This window comes from Rhizobium sp. BK181 (assembly GCF_014193305.1).
Lineage (GTDB): Bacteria > Pseudomonadota > Alphaproteobacteria > Rhizobiales > Rhizobiaceae > Rhizobium.
This window is the reverse complement of the sequence record NZ_JACHZA010000008.1, coordinates 139,863-160,873: the sequence shown is the minus strand read 5'-3', so window position 1 is coordinate 160,873 and position 21,011 is coordinate 139,863. Positions and strand designations below refer to the sequence as shown.

7 protein-coding genes are annotated in these 21,011 nt (G+C 61.2%); 2 read left to right on the top strand and 5 right to left on the bottom strand.

Annotated elements, in window-relative coordinates:
- The first annotated feature begins 60 nt into the window (after positions 1-60).
- Together FHT77_RS19275 and FHT77_RS19270 are read left to right on the top strand one after the other, a co-directional pair.
- Complete coding sequence (locus FHT77_RS19275; RefSeq protein ID WP_183756515.1) at positions 61-807, top strand: CpsD/CapB family tyrosine-protein kinase; 747 nt, start codon at positions 61-63, stop codon at positions 805-807.
- 849 nt (positions 808-1,656) lie between these two features.
- Positions 1,657-14,664, top strand: coding sequence for a peroxidase family protein (locus FHT77_RS19270; RefSeq protein ID WP_183756514.1), 13,008 nt, complete (start codon positions 1,657-1,659; stop codon positions 14,662-14,664).
- Between the two features lie 181 nt (positions 14,665-14,845).
- Here FHT77_RS19270 and FHT77_RS19265 read toward each other — a convergent pair whose 3' ends face one another.
- The 5 genes from FHT77_RS19265 to FHT77_RS19245 all read right to left on the bottom strand — a co-directional run bounded on the left by FHT77_RS19265 (position 14,846) and on the right by FHT77_RS19245 (position 20,992).
- Complete coding sequence (locus tag FHT77_RS19265) at positions 14,846-15,727, bottom strand: PaaX family transcriptional regulator C-terminal domain-containing protein (RefSeq protein ID WP_259186347.1); 882 nt, start codon at positions 15,725-15,727, stop codon at positions 14,846-14,848.
- Positions 15,728-15,860: 133 nt separating this feature from the next.
- Positions 15,861-17,267 (bottom strand): HlyD family type I secretion periplasmic adaptor subunit, encoded by a 1,407-nt coding sequence (locus tag FHT77_RS19260; protein WP_183756512.1) that lies wholly within the window; start codon positions 17,265-17,267, stop codon positions 15,861-15,863.
- On the bottom strand, positions 17,264-19,408 hold the full coding sequence (locus FHT77_RS19255; RefSeq protein WP_183756511.1) for a peptidase domain-containing ABC transporter: 2,145 nt from the start codon (positions 19,406-19,408) through the stop codon (positions 17,264-17,266). Before FHT77_RS19255 ends, FHT77_RS19260 begins: the two co-directional genes overlap by 4 nt.
- A 31-nt stretch (positions 19,409-19,439) precedes the next feature.
- Positions 19,440-19,742: a hypothetical protein gene (locus FHT77_RS19250; protein ID WP_183756510.1), complete on the bottom strand. Its 303-nt coding sequence runs from the start codon at positions 19,740-19,742 to the stop codon at positions 19,440-19,442.
- A 26-nt stretch (positions 19,743-19,768) separates the two neighbouring features.
- On the bottom strand, positions 19,769-20,992 hold the full coding sequence (locus FHT77_RS19245; protein ID WP_183756509.1) for a GTP-binding protein: 1,224 nt from the start codon (positions 20,990-20,992) through the stop codon (positions 19,769-19,771).
- Between the last annotated feature and the right edge of the window lie 19 nt (positions 20,993-21,011).

The window sequence follows — 21,011 nt, the reverse complement described above, 5'->3', positions numbered from 1 at the left end:
GATCGAGGACAGGTAATGGAATCTGTTGGCAGATCGTCGCGTAGTAGAGGAATTTCCGAGATGGACGATCGCAGTCTTGTCATGTCCGAGCCGCTCGGAATTGTAAGGGGGGCATGGGAAGGGCTTTCTCCGCTGGTCGTTGACCATGAGGCAGCCGCCAATAATCGCATCATCACCTTGAATCGATCGTCTTCGGCCCACGCCGCTTTCGACATGATGCGCACGAAGCTGTTGCGTATCCTCAAACAAAACAACTGGACCTCGGTTGCGATAACATCTCCCACGCCGGCCTGTGGCAAGACCTGCATTGGGCTGAATCTTGCCTTCAGCCTCGCCAATCAAAAGGATTGCCGGACGGTCCTGATTGACCTTGACCTCAGGCGCCCGCAGATCGGCAAAACGCTCTCGATCAGAAGTTCAGGCTCTATCGAGAGCTTCTTGAAGGGCGATGCGGGTTTGCGAGAGACATTCTTCCGTTACGGAGACAACCTGGCAATCGGACCAAACCGGCATCCAGTGCAATTTTCGGCCGAGCTCCTTCAAAGCGCCGCGGCCGCAAAGTCCCTCGAAGAGATGCGTCAGGAAATGAAACCAGACGTCATCCTGTATGATTTGCCCCCGATGCTCTCTACCGACGATGTGCTCGCCTTTCTTCCGAACGTGGACGGGGTCATTCTTGTTGCCGCATCCGAACAGAGCACGGTCAGTGAAGTCGATATCTGCGAGCAGAGCCTGCGTGAAAAGACAAACGTGCTCGGTGTTGTGTTAAACAAGAGTGCCTATAGCCAGGAACAATACGGCTACTAGACCGGTGCGGAATCCATAGAGGCGAAGTCGACGACGAAGAAGTTAAACACCTTCGGTCAAAAAAGGCGTGCAGTGTAGGGGGATCCATCCTCGCTGCTGCGAGCGTGTCGAGCCTTGCAGCGACCCTCGGGCCAGTTCGCGGTCTTCGGCACCGTCCGCCAGGCCATAGCGCGACTGCGCGGGAAGCCGTGGCCTTGTTTTCGAGGACGTTGAGACGCGGTCCCGTGTCGTTGCCGCATTGATTCTGCCTCATTGGCCACGACGTCGGCGTTTCGATCACCATTTTGCTAACTGTACCTTCCGACGGCACTCCCATTCGAATGTAGCTCGTCAATGTCATTGGCAGTCCCCGCTCGCCTTGGTTGAGGGAAGGCAATCACTGGCGCGGGGTTGCCAAAGCGTAGGCCCGAAAGCTGCAACAAGAGGGGCCCGAATTGCGGTCACGACAGCCGCCTCCCTCTCCCAAACCCTGTTCGCTAGGCCAGTGTGTGTCGTTGATCTGAACCGGACGGTCTCCGACCTCAGTGCCAAATCGCTTCCCTCTCAATAGGAGTGCGGCTTCTGGCGGATAGTCACTATCGCCGAAAAAGCGGCCTTGGTCTCAGACCAAAGTCTCGACAAAGAGCGACCATAGTGCCGTCGATGGCTGGACGGTTGTCCAGATGATTATGCGACCTAGTCCCCTCGTGCACTGACCCCTGGAACTGCATAATCATCGAAGGGTGGTCCTTGAGGACCGACCAACTGTCTCGGCCATAGCTTCGGCGACGTAAGCAGCCCGCAGCGCACTTCGTTTGTGCGAAGGGCGAAGCTTTGTCCAGGGCGAAGGGCAACTTTGGGGAGGGTGTTATGGTACAATTCATTCGTTCAGATCTGGATTTCATCCTGCAGCAAATCATTATTGCGGAGCGCAATGCTAACGGCGAGAGCCTCACCGACATCCTGCCAAACGCCGAGGTGCCCCTGGGCCTCCGGACCGTCGACGGATCTTTCAACAATCTGGTTCATCCCGAATTCGGCGCCGCAGATCTGGCTTTCCCGCGCCTTACCGACCCATCCTTTCAGGCCGCGGAGAGCGGCACGAGCTATGCGACACCGGGAACGACGGTTGTGGATTCCGAGCCGCGCACGATCAGCAACCTGATCGTCGATCAGACGGACAACAACCCGGCAGCTCAGGCCGCAGCCGCCCAGACGCCCGGATCAAGCGTCGTCATGAGCCCCGGGCTGGACGGTCTGTTCGGTACAGCTGACGACACTCCAGTCAACTTCATCCCGAACGTCACCGCTGATGCAGGCCTGTCGGCGCCGTTCAACGCCTGGATGACCTTCTTCGGCCAGTTCTTCGACCATGGACTCGATCTGGTGACCAAGAGCCAGAGCCAGACCGAAGTTGTCTTCATCCCGTTGAAACCGGATGATCCTCTTTTCAGCACGGCGCCTGGCGCTCTTAATTTCATGGTCCTGCAACGAGCTGCGGGCGGACTGGACGCGACCAACACGACTTCACCCTTCGTCGATCAGAGCCAGACCTACGCCTCGAACCCCTCGCACCAGGTATTCCTGCGCGCCTATGAGCTGAATGCCAATGGCGATCCCGTGGCGACTGGCGAACTTATTACCAACCGCAATCTCGGGGCGGACGGCCTGTTCGGGACCGGCGACGATGTCGAGATCGGTGGCATGGCAACCTGGGCCGTGGTGAAGGCACAGGCTCGCGACATCCTCGGCATCAATCTCACCGATGCTGATGTCGGCAATGTGCCGGTTCTGGCTGTCGATGCCTATGGGAATTTCATCAAGGGGCCGAACGGGATGCCGCTGGTCATGATGACCGACGGTTCCTTCACCGAGGGCAACCTGGCCGCGCCGATCAGCCTCGCCGGCGCGGCCCGCACCGGCCATGCCTTCCTGAACGACATCGCGCACAATGCCGATCCCACCGGCAAGACCCCGGATGCGGACAACATCGTCAACACCGGCCCGCTTGCTGCCGGCCAATACGACAATGAGCTTCTCGACGCGCACTACATCGCCGGCGACGGCCGTGTGAACGAGAACATTGGCCTTACCGCCGTGCACGCTGTGTTCCACTCCGAGCATAACCGGCTGGTCGAGCAGACCAAGGACACGGTGCTGACATCCGGCGATCTTGCGTTTCTCAAGCAATGGCTGATTCCCGATACAGGGCCAGACACCTTCCCGACTACATCGGAAGAGATCGCCGCCCTGCAGTGGAATGGCGAACGCCTATTCCAGGCTGCGAGATTCGGCACGGAGATGCAGTATCAACATCTTGTGTTCGAGGAGTTCGCTCGCACAGTCCAGCCTCAGGTCGATGAATTTCTAGCGCCGAACGGCTACGATACCACGATCAACCCGGCGATTCTTGCCGAGTTCGCACATACGGTCTACCGCTTTGGCCATTCTATGCTGACCGAGACGGTCGATCGCCTGGATCCAAACTTCAATACCGTCGGTGGCGACCCGCAACTCGGCCTGATCGCGGCGTTCCTCAATCCGCTTGCCTATGCCAATAGTGGCCTGACGCCCGAACAGGCGACCGGCGCGATCGTTCGCGGTGTAACCCGCCAGGTTGGCAACGAGATCGACGAATTCGTCACCGAGGCATTGCGCAACAACCTGCTTGGCCTGCCGCTCGACCTGCCGGCGCTGAATATCGCGCGCGGCCGTGACACCGGCATTCCCTCGTTCAACAACGCGCGGGCCGAATTCTTCGCCATGACCGGCGACAGCCAGCTCAAGCCTTATATCAGCTGGGCCGACTTTGCCGATCATCTCAAGCACGCGGAGTCGCTGATCAACTTCATCGCGGCCTATGGCACGCATCCGTTGATCACCAGCGCGACGACATTGGTCGACAAGCGCGCGATTGCGACCGCGATCGTCCTTGGCGGAGCCGGAGCTCCGGGCGACCGCTTAGATTTCCTCAACGCCACCGGCGCCTATGCCGGTGGCTCGCTTGGCGGCCTCAACGACGTCGATTTCTGGATCGGCGGCCTTGCGGAAGAAAAAATGCCGTTTGGCGGCATGCTCGGCTCGACCTTCAACTTCGTCTTCGAGACCCAGCTTGAATCGCTGCAGAACGGGGACCGCTTCTACTATCTGTCGCGCACGGCTGGCATGCATTTCGGCACTGAGCTGGAAAACAACTCCTTTGCCAAGCTGGTGATGCTGAATAGCGACGCGACGCATCTGCCGAACGCGATCTTCACAACACCTGCCTTCACGCTCGAAGTCGACCAAACACGGCAGCACACCGGGCTCGGTGCCGATGGCCGCGCGGATCCGACCGGCGGTCTCGAGATCAATGGCATCGAAGTTGTTCCTCTTGTTATTCGCGACAATCCGGCGACGGGTGGAGTGGACACGAACTATCTCCACTACACGGGCGAGGACCATGTCGTTCTCGGTGGTACGGCTGGCGATGACATCATCATCTCGAGCGAAGGCGACGACACTCTTTATGGCGATGGCGGCAATGACAGGCTCGAGGGGGGCGCGGGTAACGACACAATTCTCGGCGGCGACGGCGACGACATCCTGTCCGACTCGTTTGGCGACAATCGCATTGAAGGCGGCGCCGGCAACGACGTCATTGTCGTCGGCAGCATGTCGGTTCTTGGCAACCTGATCCTCGGCGGTGACGGCCAGGACTTCATCATCACCACGGAAGACATCTCGACGACGTTCGGCGGCACCGGCGACGACTTCATCCTCGGTGCCAAGACCAATCTGCCGCCGACCGGCAATGAAGGCGACGACTGGATCGAAATGGGTACTCAGGACGGAGCGCCCGGCGACAACTTCTCGCCTGTGCTGGCCGACGACGTGATCGGCAACGACATCTTCATCGGTGGCGGCGGCTTCGACGAAATGATCGGCGAAGGCGGCGACGATATCTTCACCGGCAGCGACGCCCAGGACAAGATGGACGGGATGTCGGGCTTCGACTGGGTCACCTATCTGAATGACCGCTTCGGCGTGACCGTTGACCTGACGCTGGCTGCGTTGGCGCAACCACACGGCGCACCGGCGACCAACATCGGCGCTTTCCAGCCCATCGGCGCTTCGCCTGCTTCGATCCTCGACCGTTTCGCGGAGGTGGAAGGCCTGTCAGGTTCGAGGTATGCCGACGTACTGCGCGGCGACGACGTTGACGCCGTCACGATCGTCAACCATGGAGGCGCCACCGGAGGCGCACTGACCAACGTTGCACTCATCGACCAACTCGACGCGCTGCTCGGGGGTGCCGGGCTGTCGACGACGGGATTTGCGACCGGCAACATCATCCTCGGTGGTGACGGCAGCGACATCATCGAGGGCCGCGGCGGCGACGATCTGATCGATGGCGACAAGTGGCTGAACGTGCGTATCGGCGTCTATGCGGCCGATGACATAAATCACACCGGCACGCCGATTGCCTCATTCGACAACATGGTCCAGTTGATGCCGTTCATGCTGGCGGGCACCTACAATCCGGGCCAATTGCATGCGATCCGCGAGATCATGGATGGCAGCTCGACCGGCGGAAACGCCTTCGACACGGCCGTCTTCTCGGGCAACAGGGCCGACTATACCGTCACCATCGACGACAGGGGAACGGCAGACTTCAGCGACGACATCGTAACGGTCGCCGACAGTGTGGTTGCCCGCGATGGCACGGATACGCTGACCCATATCGAGCGGCTGCAATTCGCGGATGAGGCCCAGGTCGTCGTACCCGGCCTCAACGCGGAACCGGTTGGATTGCTTGAGATTCGCGATGCTACAACGCATGCCGCAGACGGCACACCGACAGCCGGCCAGTTGCTTGAGGTGTCGATTGCCGGCGTGACCGATGGAGACAATCCCGATTCTGGGGCAATCACCGAGTCCGTCTCCTACTACTGGCAAGTCGATCGCAATGGCGATGGCGTCTTTGAAGACATCATCCTCCTGCCAGCGGGCGACCTTGCTTTCCTGAGCGCGGATGGCGTCAACTTCCGCGTGACGCCAGACCTTGTTGGCTTGCCTATCCGTGTCAAGGCCTACTACCAGGACGCCCATGGTGTGACGGAAACGGTCTTCTCGGCACCGACTGCAGCGATCGCCGCTGCACCTGTCGTCCCGCCGACCGTCGCAGCTCCGCTCAACGAAGTCACCGCCGGCGGCGCCGGCATTCATATGGCGGTCTCCGACCTGCAGTTCATTCTTGATCAGATCAAGATTGCCGAAGCCCACGCGCACGGTGCGAGCCTCCTGTCACTGATCCCGAACGTTCGCTCGCCGCTTGGGCTGCGTGCTGTCGACGGCTCAAACAACAACCTCGTGCACCTCAACGGTATCGACCAGAGCGAATTCGGGGCGGCCGACAACACGTTCCCGCGGGTGGTACCACCGAACTTCCTGGACGAGCAGGATGAAAGTCCATTCAGCCTGGGACCAGGCGGGCCGCCGCCCGTCACCAACACCAACTACAATTCATCGATCAGTGTCGTCGATTCGGATCCGCGCACGATCAGCAATCTCGTCGTTGACCAGACCGCCAACAACCCGGCGGCCTACGCTGCCGCGTTCGATCCGGGCCTCAACGGCCAACTTGACTTCGGCGCACCGGGTAATGACGACGTCCTGAAAGACGGCGTCTCGATCGTCAAAAGCCCGGGAATCGACGGTCTCTTCGGCACGGCTGATGACAAAGACGTATTCAAGATCGACGCGGTCGCGCCTGACGTAGGCCTCTCGGCACCTTTCAATTCCTGGTTCACGTTCTTTGGTCAGTTCTTCGACCACGGACTTGACCTCGTCACCAAGGGGGGGAACGGCACCATCTACATTCCCCTGCAGCCGGACGATCCGCTTTATGTCCCCGGCGGCAATTCGAACTTCATGGTGGTGACGCGGGCGACGCAAGCAGGCCCAGACGGCATCCTGCTCGACAACCCGGCGACCGCCGTTGACGAATCCGCCGACAATACCCACGCTGGCACCAACACTACGACGCCATTTGTCGACCAGAACCAGACCTATTCCTCGCATCCATCGCACCAGGTATTCCTGCGTGCCTACAGTCTGGACGGTACCGGGGCGCACGCCACCGGCAAGCTGATCACCAACTGGGATCTCGGCGCGGATGGTCACTTCGGCGGCGGTGATGATCGCGAGATCGGCGGCATGGCGACCTGGAAGGTTGTCAAGGCACAGGCGAACGACATCCTTGGCATCAATCTCACCGATGCAGACTTCGACAACGTGCCTCTGCTGGCCACCGACGCCTACGGCAATTTCATTCGCGGGCCGAATGGCTTCCCGCAGGTCGTGATGAAGGGGGCTGACGGCATCGGCGGGACGAGTGACGACGTCCTTGTCGAGGGTAATCCTCTTGCGCCGATCTCGCTTGCCAATGCCGTGCGCACCGGCCACGCCTTCCTCAACGATATCGCGCATAACGCCGTGCCGGTGTTCAATGCCGGTGTTCTCGCGCCCGATGCCGATACGGATACCGGAAATGCCGTTCCCGTCGGACCGGGAGGCAACAACCTTGCTTACGACAACGAACTGCTCGACGCCCATTACATCGCCGGCGACGGACGCGTGAACGAGAACATCGGCCTCACCGCCGTGCACTCGATCTTCCACCACGAACACAACCGGCTGGTCGACCAGACCAAGGAAACGGTCCTCGCGGCCAACAACCTCGACTTCCTCAAGGAATGGCTGGTTGAAGGTACCGGACCAGCTGCCTTCCCGACGACACCTACAGAGATAGCGGCCCTGCAGTGGGACGGCGAACGCCTGTTCCAGGCAGCCAAATTCGGCACCGAGATGCAGTACCAGCATCTGGTGTTCGAGGAGTTCGCGCGCACCATTCAGCCGAATGTCGACCTGTTCTTCGCCCCGACGCAGGTCTATGACGCCGACCTCGACCCGTCGATCGTGGCCGAGTTCGCCCATACCGTCTATCGTTTCGGCCATTCGATGCTGACCGAGACGGTCGACCGCTACGATGAGAATTTCAACGTTGTGGGCGATGGAAACCCGACCGAAGCCGGCAATCAGCAGACCGGCCTGATCGCAGCCTTCCTGAACCCGCTGGCTTTCGCCGCGAGCGGGACCACTCCGGAGGATGCAACCAGCGCTATCGTACGCGGCGTCACCCGCCAGGTCGGCAACGAGATCGACGAGTTCGTGACCGAAGCGCTTCGCAACAATCTGCTTGGTTTGCCCCTCGACTTGCCGGCGATCAACATCGCGCGTGGCCGCGATGTCGGCATTCCCTCGCTGAATGCCGTTCGCCGCGACATCTACCGGCAGACCGGAAACTCCGACCTTAAGCCGTACACGAGCTGGGCCGACCTGGTGCAGCACCTGAAGCACGCGGAATCGGTGATCAATTTCATTGCCGCCTACGGCACGCACGACTCGATCACCACTGCCACGACAACGGCGGCCAAGCGCGCGGCAGCTACACTCCTCGTGCTCGGCGGAGCTGGCGAACCTGCCGACCGGCTCGACTTCCTCAACTCCACCGGTACCTGGGCGAGCCTCGCTAACGGCGTGACCACCACAGGTCTCGACGCCATCGATCTGTGGATCGGCGGCCTTGCCGAGGAGAAGAACCCGTTCGGGGGCATGCTCGGTTCGACCTTCAACTTCATCTTCGAGAACCAGCTCGAAAAGCTGCAGGACGGCGACCGCTTCTATTATCTGGAACGCACCGCGGGCCTGGCCTTCAACGCCGAGCTGGAGGGGAATTCGTTCGCCAAGCTCATCATGGCTAACACAAGCGCGACGCACCTGTCGGCACTTGTCTTTTCGACGCCGACCTGGACACTCGAGGTCGATCCGACCAAACAGTTCACCGGGCTTGGCGCGGACGGTCGCGCTGACCCGACAGAAGGAGGCACGGATCTCAATCCGCTGGTCGTTCGCGACAATCCCGACACTGCCGGGCCTGACAGCAACTACATCAAGTATACCGGCGAAGACCACATCGTGCTTGGCGGCACCAACCCTGGCAGCCTCGCCAATCCGAGTGGCAACGACATACTGATCTCGGGTGCCGGCGACGACACCGTTTATGGCGACGGAGGTAACGACCGCATTGAAGGCGGCTACGGCAACGACCAGCTTCGCGGCGGTGACGGGAACGACATCATCACCGACATCGGCGGCGACGACAACATCCAGGGTGGCGACGGCGACGACGTGATCCAGGGCGGCAACGGCGTCAACCTGATCATCGGCGGCTTCGGCAGCGACTTCATCATCACCGGAGAGGACGCCTCGGAAGCAATTGGCGGCCAGGGCAACGACTTCATCCTGGGCAGCAAGGCCAACGAACAGGATATGGGCAATGAGGGTGATGACTGGATCGAGAAAGGAACGTCGGACGGAGCGCCTGGCGACAATTTCGACCCGCTTGGCAACGACCCGATCATCGGCAACGACGTCTTCATCGGCGACGGTGAAAACGACAAGTTCAATGCCGAAGGCGGCGACGACATCATGGTCGGCAAGACCGGCTTCGGTGACCGCTACATCGGCGGCTCCGGCTACGACTGGGCCGACTTCAAGGACAACGAACGCGGCGTCTACATCGACATCTCGGATCGCTTCTTCGACTCGCCCCAGATGCCGGGTTCGCAAACGCCGCTGATCCGTTTCGATATAGTCGAAGGCATCTCCGGCTCGCATTTTGGCGACGTGCTGCACGGCAACGACGTCGACGCTGCAGCCCTGCCCACAGAAGGCGCAACGGGCAGCGTGCTGACCAACATCGCGCTGATCAACGGTTTGCAGGAGCTGCTCGATACAGCCTACGCGGCCGATCTCGCGCCCGGGGCACACAAGACTTTCTACGACGGCGGCAATATCATCCTTGGCGGTGACGGAAGTGACATCATCGAGGGTCGCGGCGGCGACGACGTCATCGACGGCGACAAGTGGCTGAACGTCCGCATCGCCGTCTACGCGGCAGGCGACACCAACCACACCGGCCCGGAAATTGCCTCCTTCGACAGCATGGCCGATCTGGAATTCCAGGCGAGGATGCTGGATGGCACGTGGAGCCCTGGCCAGTTGAACATCGTGCGTGAGATCAAGACCGGCACGGCCGCCTTTGACACGGCGGTTTTCTCGGGCAGGCAGGCGAACTACACGATCACGACGGTCGGTGGTCTGACGACGGTGACGGACAATGTCGGCACCGACGGCACCGACCGGTTGACGAACATCGAGCGGCTGCAGTTCTCCGATGGCTCGGTCTTGCTCCCGAATGCGGCTCCCGGCGTTACGAATGCTGCGCCTTCCGGCGTGATGTCGATCCTCGACGGTGTAACACCTGTCGAGACGGCTGCTGCCGGTACGGTATTGACGGTGTCGTTTGCTGGAATCACGGATGCCGACAATGTGAGCGCCACCAATCCGACCGGGACAATCACCGGACCAGTCGACTATTTCTGGCAGGTCGAGACGGTTCCCGGATCCGGCGTCTACGAGGACATCCTTACCTTCGGTGCCGGCGAGGTGGAGCGTGCCCATGGCACGAGCTTCACGGTGACTGACGGGGAGGCAGGGCTTAACCTGCGTGTGCGTGCCCTCTACCAGGACGGCCATGGGACGTTGGAGCAGATCTATTCGGCGCTGCCGCCAATACCTGGTGTTGGCGTGACCCTGGTCGGCACGCGTGCTGCTGACACACTCACAGGCACAGCGTTTGCAGACACGATCACCGGCGACCGAGGCGATGATATCATCCTTGGCCTTGGCGGCAGTGATACGATCGACGCAGGCCGCGGGGCCGATACTGTCGACGGAGGCGACGGCGACGATACCATCCTCGGCGATCGCGACAACGACATTCTCAATGGCGGTGCTGGGGACGACACGATCGACGGCGGCCGTGGTGACGACATCATCAATGGCGGTCCGGGCAATGACACGATCCTTGGGGATCGCGGAAATGACCTGATCATCGTTGGCTCCACCGACGGACGTGACATTATCGACGGCGGTCGCGACACCGATACCGTCCAGATCGTGGGCGACGCGACTACCGAGAACTTCAAGGTCTATGCCAGCGCCGATGCAATCGCGGCCGGCATCACGATTGCGGCAGCGACCCAGATCGTGATCACGCGCAATGATGTGGTCGTCGCGGAACTTGCGAATATCGAGGAGATCCAGATCACCGGCGGTGGTGGTGGCGATACGTTCCAGGTCATCGGCAATTTCGCTCCGACCACATTGCTTACCAGCACCATCACAATCGACGGCTCGGCCGGTGACGATACAGTGGACATCAGTTCGCTGACGTCAGCACACCGGATCGTGTTCACCTCGAACGGCGGCCATGACACCATCGTCGGCACTCTGCGTCCGCAGGACGTGATTAAGCTTGCACCAGGTTCGACCCTGGCTGATTACACATCGACGACGGCCAATGGCATGACCACGATGTCGAACGGCACGCACTCGGTCACCTTTGCCAGCGCCGGCACGCCGACCTTTGAGGCCGGCTCCGGTTCCGGCTCCGGCAGCGGCGGCGACACCGGTGGAAACGGTGGCGGCGGCAATGGTGGAGGCGGCGGCAACGACAATCCCGGAGGCAGTGGCGCCTTCCATCTGACGGCCAGCGATCTCACGGCCCTGAAGAACCTGGTGAACGGCCTTCCGGGCGGCGAAGACAATGACGCGGTCGGCATTCGTGACCTCGAAGGCACCGGCAACAATCGCGCGCATGCCGACTATGGATCTGCCGATCAGCCCTTCATCCGTCTCACGGGTGCGCATTTCGGGGATTACAACGACACCATCCACAACCGGGATATCAACCCGCTTTTCAACGGGCTGGATCCGCGTGCGATCAGCAATGCGCTCGGCACCCAGGAACCAAACCTGCCGACCAGTGCCGAACACGCCAACAGCCTGTTCATGGCGTTTGGCCAGTATTTCGACCATGGACTCGACTTCCTGCCGAAGGGTGGCAACGGCACGATCCAGATCGGTGCAGCAGGTGCCGGACATACGCCTGGTACCGACAATCCGGCGGATCTGACCCGCGGAACGGTCTCCGGCTTCGATGCCAACGGCATTCCGGAGAACCTCAACAAGACCTCGCCCTTTGCCGACCAGAACCAGGCTTACGGCTCCGATGAGCTCGTCGGTCAGTTCCTCAGGGAAGGCGACGGTCATGGTGGGTTCAGCGGTCGGCTCTTGGCCGGTGCACCCGATCCATCCAACCCGGACTTCAACCTGCTGCCCAACCTGCGTGAACTGATCATGCATCACTGGGCCAACAACACGGTCTTTACGGCAGCTTCGTTGCCGGGTGGCCATATTGCCTTCCGCGACTACTTCGCCGGTCTGGTGGATGCTACCGGACACATCGATGAGACGATGCTGCCGCAGATGACGAAGAACTTCATGGGCAGCGGTTTTGCACTGCTGCTCGACACAAACCCCTTCATCAGCCTGCTCGATCACTATGTGGCCGGCGATGGACGGGCCAACGAGAACGTTGCCCTGACGGCGATCCATACCATCTGGGCACGCAACCATAACTTCCATGTGGCCGGGTTGCTGGAGGCTGGTTTCGCCGGTACGGCCGAGGAACTCTTCCAGGCCGCCAAGGTGATCAACGAGGCCGAATACCAGCGTGTCGTCTATACCGAGTTTGCCGACAAGCTGCTCGGTGGGATGAAGGGTGACGGCGAGCATGGCTTCAACGAGTACAACCCCGACGTCGATGCCCGCGTGTCGCACGAATTCGCGACGGCGGCCTATCGCTTCGGCCACTCGCTGATCGGCCAGAACCTGACCGTTATGGATGCGCAAGGCCATCCGACCCAGGTTGCACTGTTCGACGCCTTCCTCAATCCGACGAATGACGTCAGCGCGTTCACTGCCCCGTTGCCTCCCGGCTACGTGCCACAACCGGGTTATGAACAGCTCGGAATCAACGGCATCCTTGCCGGTGGCGTCGTGCAGCCGGCAGAAGAAGTCGATGTCAACCTCGTTGATGCTGTGCGCAACGATCTTGTCCGCAGCAGCGCTGACGTGTTCGCCTTCGACGTTGCCCGCGAATGGGATGTGGGCCTCGGCTCGATGAACCAGATCCGCGCGGATCTCCTGGCATCGACCGATCCCTATGTGCACGAGGCTGTCGGCTTCGCCGGCGACCTCAACCCTTATACGTCCTGGGAGGACTTCCAGACCCGCAACGGCCTGTCGGACACTGTCATCAACCAGTTCCGCCAAGCCTATCCGGACCTCGTACTGCAGGCGGGCGACATTGCGAAATTCAAGCAGATCAATCCCAATATTGACGTCGCGATGCAGCCGGATGGCACTGGCGTCGTCAAGGGCATAGACCGTGTCGACTTATTCGTCGGCGGCCTTGCCGAGAAGCACATCAACGGCGGTGTCGTCGGGCAGACATTCTGGGTCATCCTGCACGAACAACTGGACCGCATTCAGGAAGGCGATCGCCTCTACTACCTCGACCGCGTGGAAAACCTCGACTTCTACGACATCGTTGAAGAACAGGGCTTTGCCGCGATCATTGCACGCAACACCGGGCTGACTGGCCTGCCCGAAGACATCTTCGGAACCAACCAGCAGGATAATCAGGGTGGTGGCGATGATGGTCAAACCGGTGGGGGCGATGATGGCCAGACTGGTGGTGGCGATGATGGCCAGACCGGTGGTGGCGATGATGGCCAGACCGGCGGTGGCGACGATGGCCAGACCGGTGGTGGCGATGATGGCCAGACCGGCGGTGGCGACGATGGCCAGACCGGCGGGGGCGATGATGGCCAGACCGGTGGTGGCGATGATGGCCAGACCGGTGGTGGCGACGGTGGCGGCAACGGTGGCGGTGACGATGATGGCCAAAACCAGGGCGGCGGCGATGACGATGGCTCCGGTGACGGCGGCACGGATCCGCTTCCTGTTGCGGCTCGGACATTGATCGGGACTGTTGCTGGGGATGTTCTGATTGGGGCGGCTGGTGCCGATACGATCCTTGCCGGTGGTGGTGGGGATATCGTTGCCGGCGATGCGGGCAATGACATCCTGCGCGGCGAGGACGGCGACGATGTGGTGACGGCCGGCGACGGCAACGACAGTGTCACTGGTGGAGCCGGCGATGACGAGCTGCATGGCGGGGCCGGCGACGACATGCTGTTCGGCAATGCCGGCAAGGACATGATCCATGGCGAAGCGGGCAACGACTTCATCGAGGGCGGGGCCGGCGAGGATCAGGTCTGGGCTGGTGACGGCGACGACACGGTGATCGCCTCGGCCGGTGACGGCGACGACCAGTACTGGGGCGGCTATGGCAACGACACGCTGGACTATGCGGTGGCGACGGCGAACCTGACGGTCGACCTTGGCAACGGCTTCATGCAGCGTGGCCAGGTGTCGGGCGGCAGCACCGGGACGGATGTGGTCTACGGCTTCGAGAACGTCATCACCGGTTCCGGCCACGACACGATCACGGCCACGGCTGCGGTCAACGTCATGGACGGCGGGCTCGGCAACGACACCTTCCGCTTCCTGTCGGCAGGGGCTGCCGACGGCGACGTGATCCACGGCTTCCAGCCCGGCGACAAGATCGACTTTGCGGCGATCGACGCCAACAGCGGGATGGATGGGGTGCAGCACTTCTCGCTGGCCTCTGGTGGTGCGCTGACGGCGGCCGGCCAGGTGGTGGTGACGCACGAGGTGCTGAACGGCGACGAGTTCACGGTGATCCACGGCAATGTCGACAGCAACACCGATGCCGACTTCGTGCTGATGCTGAAGGGCAACTACAACCTGACGGCCAGCGACTTCAACGGCGTCTCTTGAGGGGTCGAGCGCGCCTCCCCGACCGGGCTTCCCGGTCGGGGTTTTATTCAGGCTTATATCTTCCGACATCCGGGTTTGTCGCGCGGTTCCCGAATGATGCGAGCCGCGCGTCCGCATTTCGCTTCACCCGCGCCGCCAGGGGACGACCGTGGCGGCGCAAGTGCTCACAAAACCTCATGGCTTACCGCTCACTGCCTTCCAGCATGTCGAGCCGATGGTCCGTCCCTTCGGTCCACGCCGGCAGCGAACCGGATGCCGTGACGAACCTTTCGGCGACATAAGCGTCGGCCTTGGTGGAAAGGTGTCGGTAAAGCTTCGCGAACAACCGCCTTGCCGCGCCCCCTGGCCAGTTGTCCGGGAGTGCCGAGACCGGCAATCTCGGGTCATGCAGGTGAACGGTGCGGAAGCGATGGACGAGGAGCAGGCGCATTGTCAGCGCTGTGGCTGGCGGCACGTTGAGAGTGGAAAGGCCGTCAAACTGCGCCAGGAACACCTTATAGGCTTCTTCGTGCGCCGACAGATCCCAATACTGGGACGCGAAATCCCTCAGCGCCTTCGGGTCGTCCGGCGAATTCGCCCGGAATACGAGGCCTGCAACTGCTGTTGCCATCACATGCGCGGGGCCGACGGCCAAGCGGTTGTTGATGCGCGCGTGACCGGATCGCTTTAGCATCTGCATTGCATCTTCGACTGCTTCCCCAGTGACGTGGACGAATTGCCATCCGTCGTCCTCGGGTGCGCCGAACAGTACGCGTGCCGCAGCGGCGAATTCGCTTCCTGCCGATTCTGACAAGCGGTAGTAACTACGTCGACCTTCCCTTTCCCCTGACAATTGACCGGCAGCAACGAGGCGGGAGACGGCGGTGCGCACCAGCGTTTCGCTGATGCCGACGCCTGCGCAGGTCTCGATCAAATTTCCGATCCAGGCAATGCCGCCGCGCGGCTCTACGACATCGCCGTAGATCGTCACGATGAAACCCGCGGCCTTCAGCGGGGTTTCCTCGAGAATCCGCTTTATCAACCCACTTGCTTCTGCATGTGCCGAATTCGCCGCTGCCGTCACCGGTTCCTCCTTGGGTGGTGGAACTGCGACTATCATATTGCGACGACCGTTTGCACCCTCGTCGTGGACGAAGGCGCAGACGGCAAGCGCCGATCAGTGTTGATGGTTTTTCATTTTCCCATGCCAGCGCATATCACGGCTCCCGGATTGCGCTGTCGAGCCCGCGCAGGATGGGATAGAGGAAGTAGGAGATGACCGTGCGGCGCCCGACCATGATCTCGGCTGACACCGTCATGCCTGGAAGCAGGCGGACGGGTTCGTCCGACCCTTTCAACCTTGGATCTGCCAGCGGGATGCGGGCCTTGAAGTAGGGAGCCGCAGTTTGGGTCGCAGCCTCCTGCTGTGTTGGCGTGAAGGCGTCGCGGCTCACGGTCCTGACTGTTCCAGATGCGGTTCCGAACTTTTGGAACGGATAGGCATCGAACTTGATGCGAGCTTCCTTGCCGGTCGTGATACGACCGATGTCGCGGGTATTGACCGAGACCTCCGCCTCAATCGGCACATTGAGCGGAACGAGGGTGACGATCGGCTCCGCCTCACGCACCACGGAGCCGACCGAGCGCGCGGCGAGATCAAGCACGACCGCATCGGCGGGCGCCGTCATCGCCACCATGTCCCGCCGCAGCTCCATCTTCTTCACTTCCTCGGAGGCAGTATCGCGCTGACTGCGCAGATCGACGAGTTGCTCCATGGCCGCGCGCCGGAAGTCTTCGATGAAAGCCTGCCTGTCAGCTCTGAGCTTGGCGAGGGTATGCTCGGCCTCGTCTGCCCGGCCCTGGACGGCGGTTAATGTTGTCTCCACATCCAGGCGCGCGTCGCGCGAGCCGAGCAATGTGATCAGTGATCCGCTCTCCTTGTTGTAAAGCCGCTCCCGGGCGTCTTCGATCTGGGACAGCGTGTCGCGTCGGTTCGTCAGAACCTCCTCCTGGCTTCTGCTCGACGCGATCGTCGCTGACTGTGCAGCGATCTGCTGATCATAGTTTTGAAGCTGGGCGGCGCGGTAGGCGCGACGCTGGTCGAACAACTGCATCTGCAGCAGTTCGTCCCGCGTGGATCCCGCGGCCTTGGCGTAATCCGTCCCGTCAAGCTCCGCCTCAAGTCGCCTCACCTGCGCGTCGAGTGCCATGAATTTGGCGCGCTGCTGATCGACGTCAGATTGGCTGAATGTCGCATCGAAGGTCGCCAGCACCTGGCCCTTCTTCACGATCTCTCCGGCCGTGACATTGATCGTCCTGATGATCGAGGTTTCGAGAGGCTGCACGACGATGGTCGGCTGCGTCGTGATCAGTTTGCCGGGCGCAACGACGACCTCGTCGATCGATGACACGGACGCCCAGACAATGGCCACCGTGATCAATGCGGTGATGCCATAGAGGGTCATGCGGGCAACCCTTGGCGGAGCGCGCTCCTCCAACTCAACGGCATCGGACTGGAACTCTGCAATCGCGGCTGGCAGCGAGCGCCTGAGCGCCGGTTGAGTGACCGGGGCGGGTGCTGGAACTGGAAGGTTCTCTCTTGGTTTTTCAGCGCGCGCGTTCATGCTACCTGCCTCATCTGCTGGGACCACAGGTGACGGTATGTCATGCAGCGTGTGACCAGTTGATCATGCCTGCCGATATCGGCGATCTTGCCGCGTTCGACGACGAGGATGGCGTCCGCGTCGACCAGCGTCGACAGCCGGTGCGAAACGATGACAACCGTGCGTCCGGCCGCGATCTGGCTGAGGTTCTGACGGATGATCGTCTCGCTGTCGGGATCGAGCGCGCTGGTCGCCTCGTCAAGGATTAGGAGTTTCGGATCTGTGATCAGCGCCCGAGCGATGGCGAGCCGCTGCTTCTGACCACCGGAGAGGTTCGAGGCGTTCTCCTCCAGCATCGTGTCGAAACCGCGGGGAAGCCTCTCGATAAACTCTTCTGCCCCGGCAATGCGCGCCACTTCCATGATCTCCTCGATGCTTGCGTCCGGCTTGGCAGCGGCGATGTTTTCGCGCACCGTGCCGCGGAAGAGGAAGTTATCCTGCAGCACGACGCCCGTGCTCGTCCTGAGATGCACCAGGTCGATTTCGCGGCTGTCATAGCCGTCCATCCGCACAATACCCTGCTGGTTCTGATAGAGACCCTGGATCAGTCGCGTGATCGTCGTCTTGCCGGAACCGCTCTTGCCAACGACGCCGAAGACGGAGCCGGCAGGAATGTTGAAGGAGACATCGTCGAGTGCCGGCGGGCCATCTGGTCCGTAGCGGAACGTCACCTTGTCGAACTGGATGTTGCCTCGGAGGTGCGGGCGAATGCCGCGCCCGCGGCCAGCCTGTTCCGGGCGCTGGTTCATGATCTCACCCAGCATCCGCACCGAAAGCGCAACTTCCTGGTACTCGTGAACCATCGTCACGATCTGGACAAGCGGGCCAGACACGCGACCGGCCAGCATGTTGAATGCGACCAATGCGCCAATCGTCATCGCGCCGCTGAAGACGTCGAGAGCGCCGAGCCCGATGATCGCAACGCTCATCAGCTTTTCGAGGAGCCCGGTCATCGATTGGGCGACGGTCGAGATCTTGTCGACCCGGAAACGAACGGAAATCGATTGCGCGGAATAATCATCCCAGGCACGGCGCTGGCGGGGTTCAAGCGCCAGCGACTTGACGGTGCGCATCCCGTGCACAGTTTCCACAAGCAGTGCTTGTCGGTCGCCCTCGGCCTTGTAGAGGGCCTGGAGGCGACGTTGGAAGGGTCCGACCAGCAGCGCGACGACCAGGCCGACGAGTGCTGCAAAGCCAATGACGACCAGGGTGAGCTTGACGCTGTAGAGAAGCAGGATCGGAATGAAGACCAGGAGCGACACGCCATCGAGGAGGGTCAGAAACAGGCGACCCGTCAGAAACTCGCGGATCCTTCCCGTCTGTTGCATGTGCTTGACAAGGACCCCAGCTGACGCCTGTTCGAACAAGGCGATTGGAAGATTGAGCAGATGCCCGAACGTGCGTGTCGCGATGCGGATATCGATCCGGTTCGTGGCATAGAGCAGCAGGTAGCGCCGCAGGAAGCTGAAGGCGGCATCGAAGACAAGGGCAATGGCGATGCCAATCGTCAGGACCGTGAGCGTTGCATAGCTTTGATGCACCAGCACCTTGTCGATGACGAGCTGGAAGAAGATTGGCGTCATCAGACCGAGGCCATAAAGGACGATGGCGGCAAGCGCAACGTCGCGGAAGAAACTGCGCTGCTTGATGATTTCGGGAATGAACCAGCGGAAACCGAATGGCTGATCGGCATCGTTAAGGCCGTAGTTCCGCTTCATCATCACGACGGATCCCCGCCAGGATCGGGTGAATTGCTCTTCGCTCAGGTGAATGAAGTCGGGGCGCTCGGCCAGGGGATCGAGGACCCTGATCATCGGCTCCTCTTCGCCCATTGCAGGCCCGGCAATCACGACCCAGTTGCCGTTCTCGAGCTCCGCCAGCACAGGAAAGGCTTCGCCGAGCCCAAGAAGCGAAGTCCAGCTGAGGCTGATATGCCGGGCGCGCAGCCCGGCATCTTTGGCCATGCGCAACAATTGTCGAAGCGCGACGGGTTGGTCATTGACTGCGTAATCGTGTTGCAGGCGCTCGGGTGACAGGTCAACGCCATGGTGGCGTGCCACGAGAGCAAGGCAATGTAGGTTGGTGTGCAAAAACGTACTCATGGCCCACCCGGGTGTCTGCGTTGATGGTTCGTCAGTTGAAGTTCGGCGACGCGTTGCCCGAGGCACCGGAAGGAGGGATGATCTCAGCCTTCTGATTGGGGTCGTTGACGCGCCGCACGGCGCCGGCCTCGACCAGTCCGCCCAATGCCTTCTGCATCAGGTCGACTGCATTCGCGAACGCATCGACGGGCATGATGATCCTCTGCCGGAAGACCGGTTTCGGATTGTTGCTGGCATCCCGTTCGGTGGCCGACAGCGACATCAGGTCGATGCGGACGATCGTGCCGGTTACCGTGATCTCGCCGATACCGTCGGCATAAAGTTCGTTGCTCATTGTCGATCTCCTCGTTTGGAACGTGCTCATTGATGGTGATGGTGCGCCTGCTGCCAGGCAGGGAAGGGGTCGGCAAGCTGTCTGCCGAGTTCCGGGTCAAAGTGGGTCTCTTCCCCGAAAAGGCAGTCGTCGAGCGCTGTGCTGATCCCTTGCTGGTCAAGCCCGGCGCCGATGAACACCAGTTCCTGGCGGCGATCGCCGAAGACCAGATCCCAATGGCGGTCGAGCAATTGGCGGAACTGCGGATAGCGTGGCCAATGCGCCTTTGACACGCTTGCCCACCAGAAGCCCTTGGTATCCATGCGTCGCTGTGTACCGGCAATCGAAAGGAGCCCGATCTCGTTCGGCCGCGTCGCCAGCCAAAAATGTCCCTTGGCGCGAATGAGGCCCGGCCACTGCTGCGCGAGAAAGCGGTCGAGCGCGGCGGGGTCGAAAGGACGGCGTGCGCGATAGACGAAGCTCGAAATCCCGTATTCCTCGGTCTCGGGGACGTGGTCTCCCCATCCGTAGAGCTCCTTATGCCAGTACGGGTGGCGGGCCGATTTGGCCTCGCTGAAGAGGCCGGTATCGAGAATGGTCGACAGGGGAAGCGCACCGAAGTCGGTTTCGATGACACGCGCATCCGGATTGAGGGCCGCGACGATCCGGCGAACGGCCGTCCGGGTTTCGGCGGCAACTTCGGAAACCTTGTTGATCACGACGACATCGGCAAATTCGATCTGCTCTACGAGCAGGTCTACAAGCGTTCGTTTGTCATCGGTGTCGCGAGTTTCGCCGCGATCGCTCAGGAAATCGGCGCTCGAATAATTTGCAAGCAGGTTTGCCGCATCGACCACCGAGACCATGGTATCCAGCCGCGCCACGTCACAGAGCGCAAGGCCGTTCTCGTCACGGAAAGAAAACGTAGCCGCAATTGGCAGCGGTTCGGCAATGCCGGTGCCTTCGATCAACAGATAGTCGAAGCGACCGTCGGCGGCGAGACGGCGGACCTCGGTCAACAGGTCGTCACGAAGGGTGCAACAGATGCATCCGTTGGTGAGTTCCACCAGGGTTTCATTGGTGCGCGACAGGTTGGCGCCGCCATCACGAACGAGCTCGGCATCGATGTTGATCTCGCTCATGTCATTGACGATCACGGCGACCCGGCGTCCTTCCCGGTTACGCAAGACATGGTTGAGGATGGTTGTTTTTCCTGCGCCGAGGAAACCCGCCAAAACCGATACTGGGAGGCGCTTGTCGCCACCTGTCATGTACACTCTCCCCACTCGC

Bases quoted from the DNA above. Each gene is read 5' to 3' on its own strand.
- FHT77_RS19275 (WP_183756515.1), top strand. From the start codon at position 61: ATGGACGATCGCAGTCTTGTCATGTCCGAGCCGCTCGGAATTGTAAGG.
- FHT77_RS19270 (WP_183756514.1), top strand. From the start codon at position 1,657: ATGGTACAATTCATTCGTTCAGATCTGGATTTCATCCTGCAGCAAATC.
- FHT77_RS19260 (WP_183756512.1), bottom strand. From the start codon at position 17,267: ATGAACGCGCGCGCTGAAAAACCAAGAGAGAACCTTCCAGTTCCAGCA.
- FHT77_RS19255 (WP_183756511.1), bottom strand. From the start codon at position 19,408: ATGAGTACGTTTTTGCACACCAACCTACATTGCCTTGCTCTCGTGGCA.
- FHT77_RS19250 (WP_183756510.1), bottom strand. From the start codon at position 19,742: ATGAGCAACGAACTTTATGCCGACGGTATCGGCGAGATCACGGTAACC.
- FHT77_RS19245 (WP_183756509.1), bottom strand. From the start codon at position 20,992: ATGACAGGTGGCGACAAGCGCCTCCCAGTATCGGTTTTGGCGGGTTTC.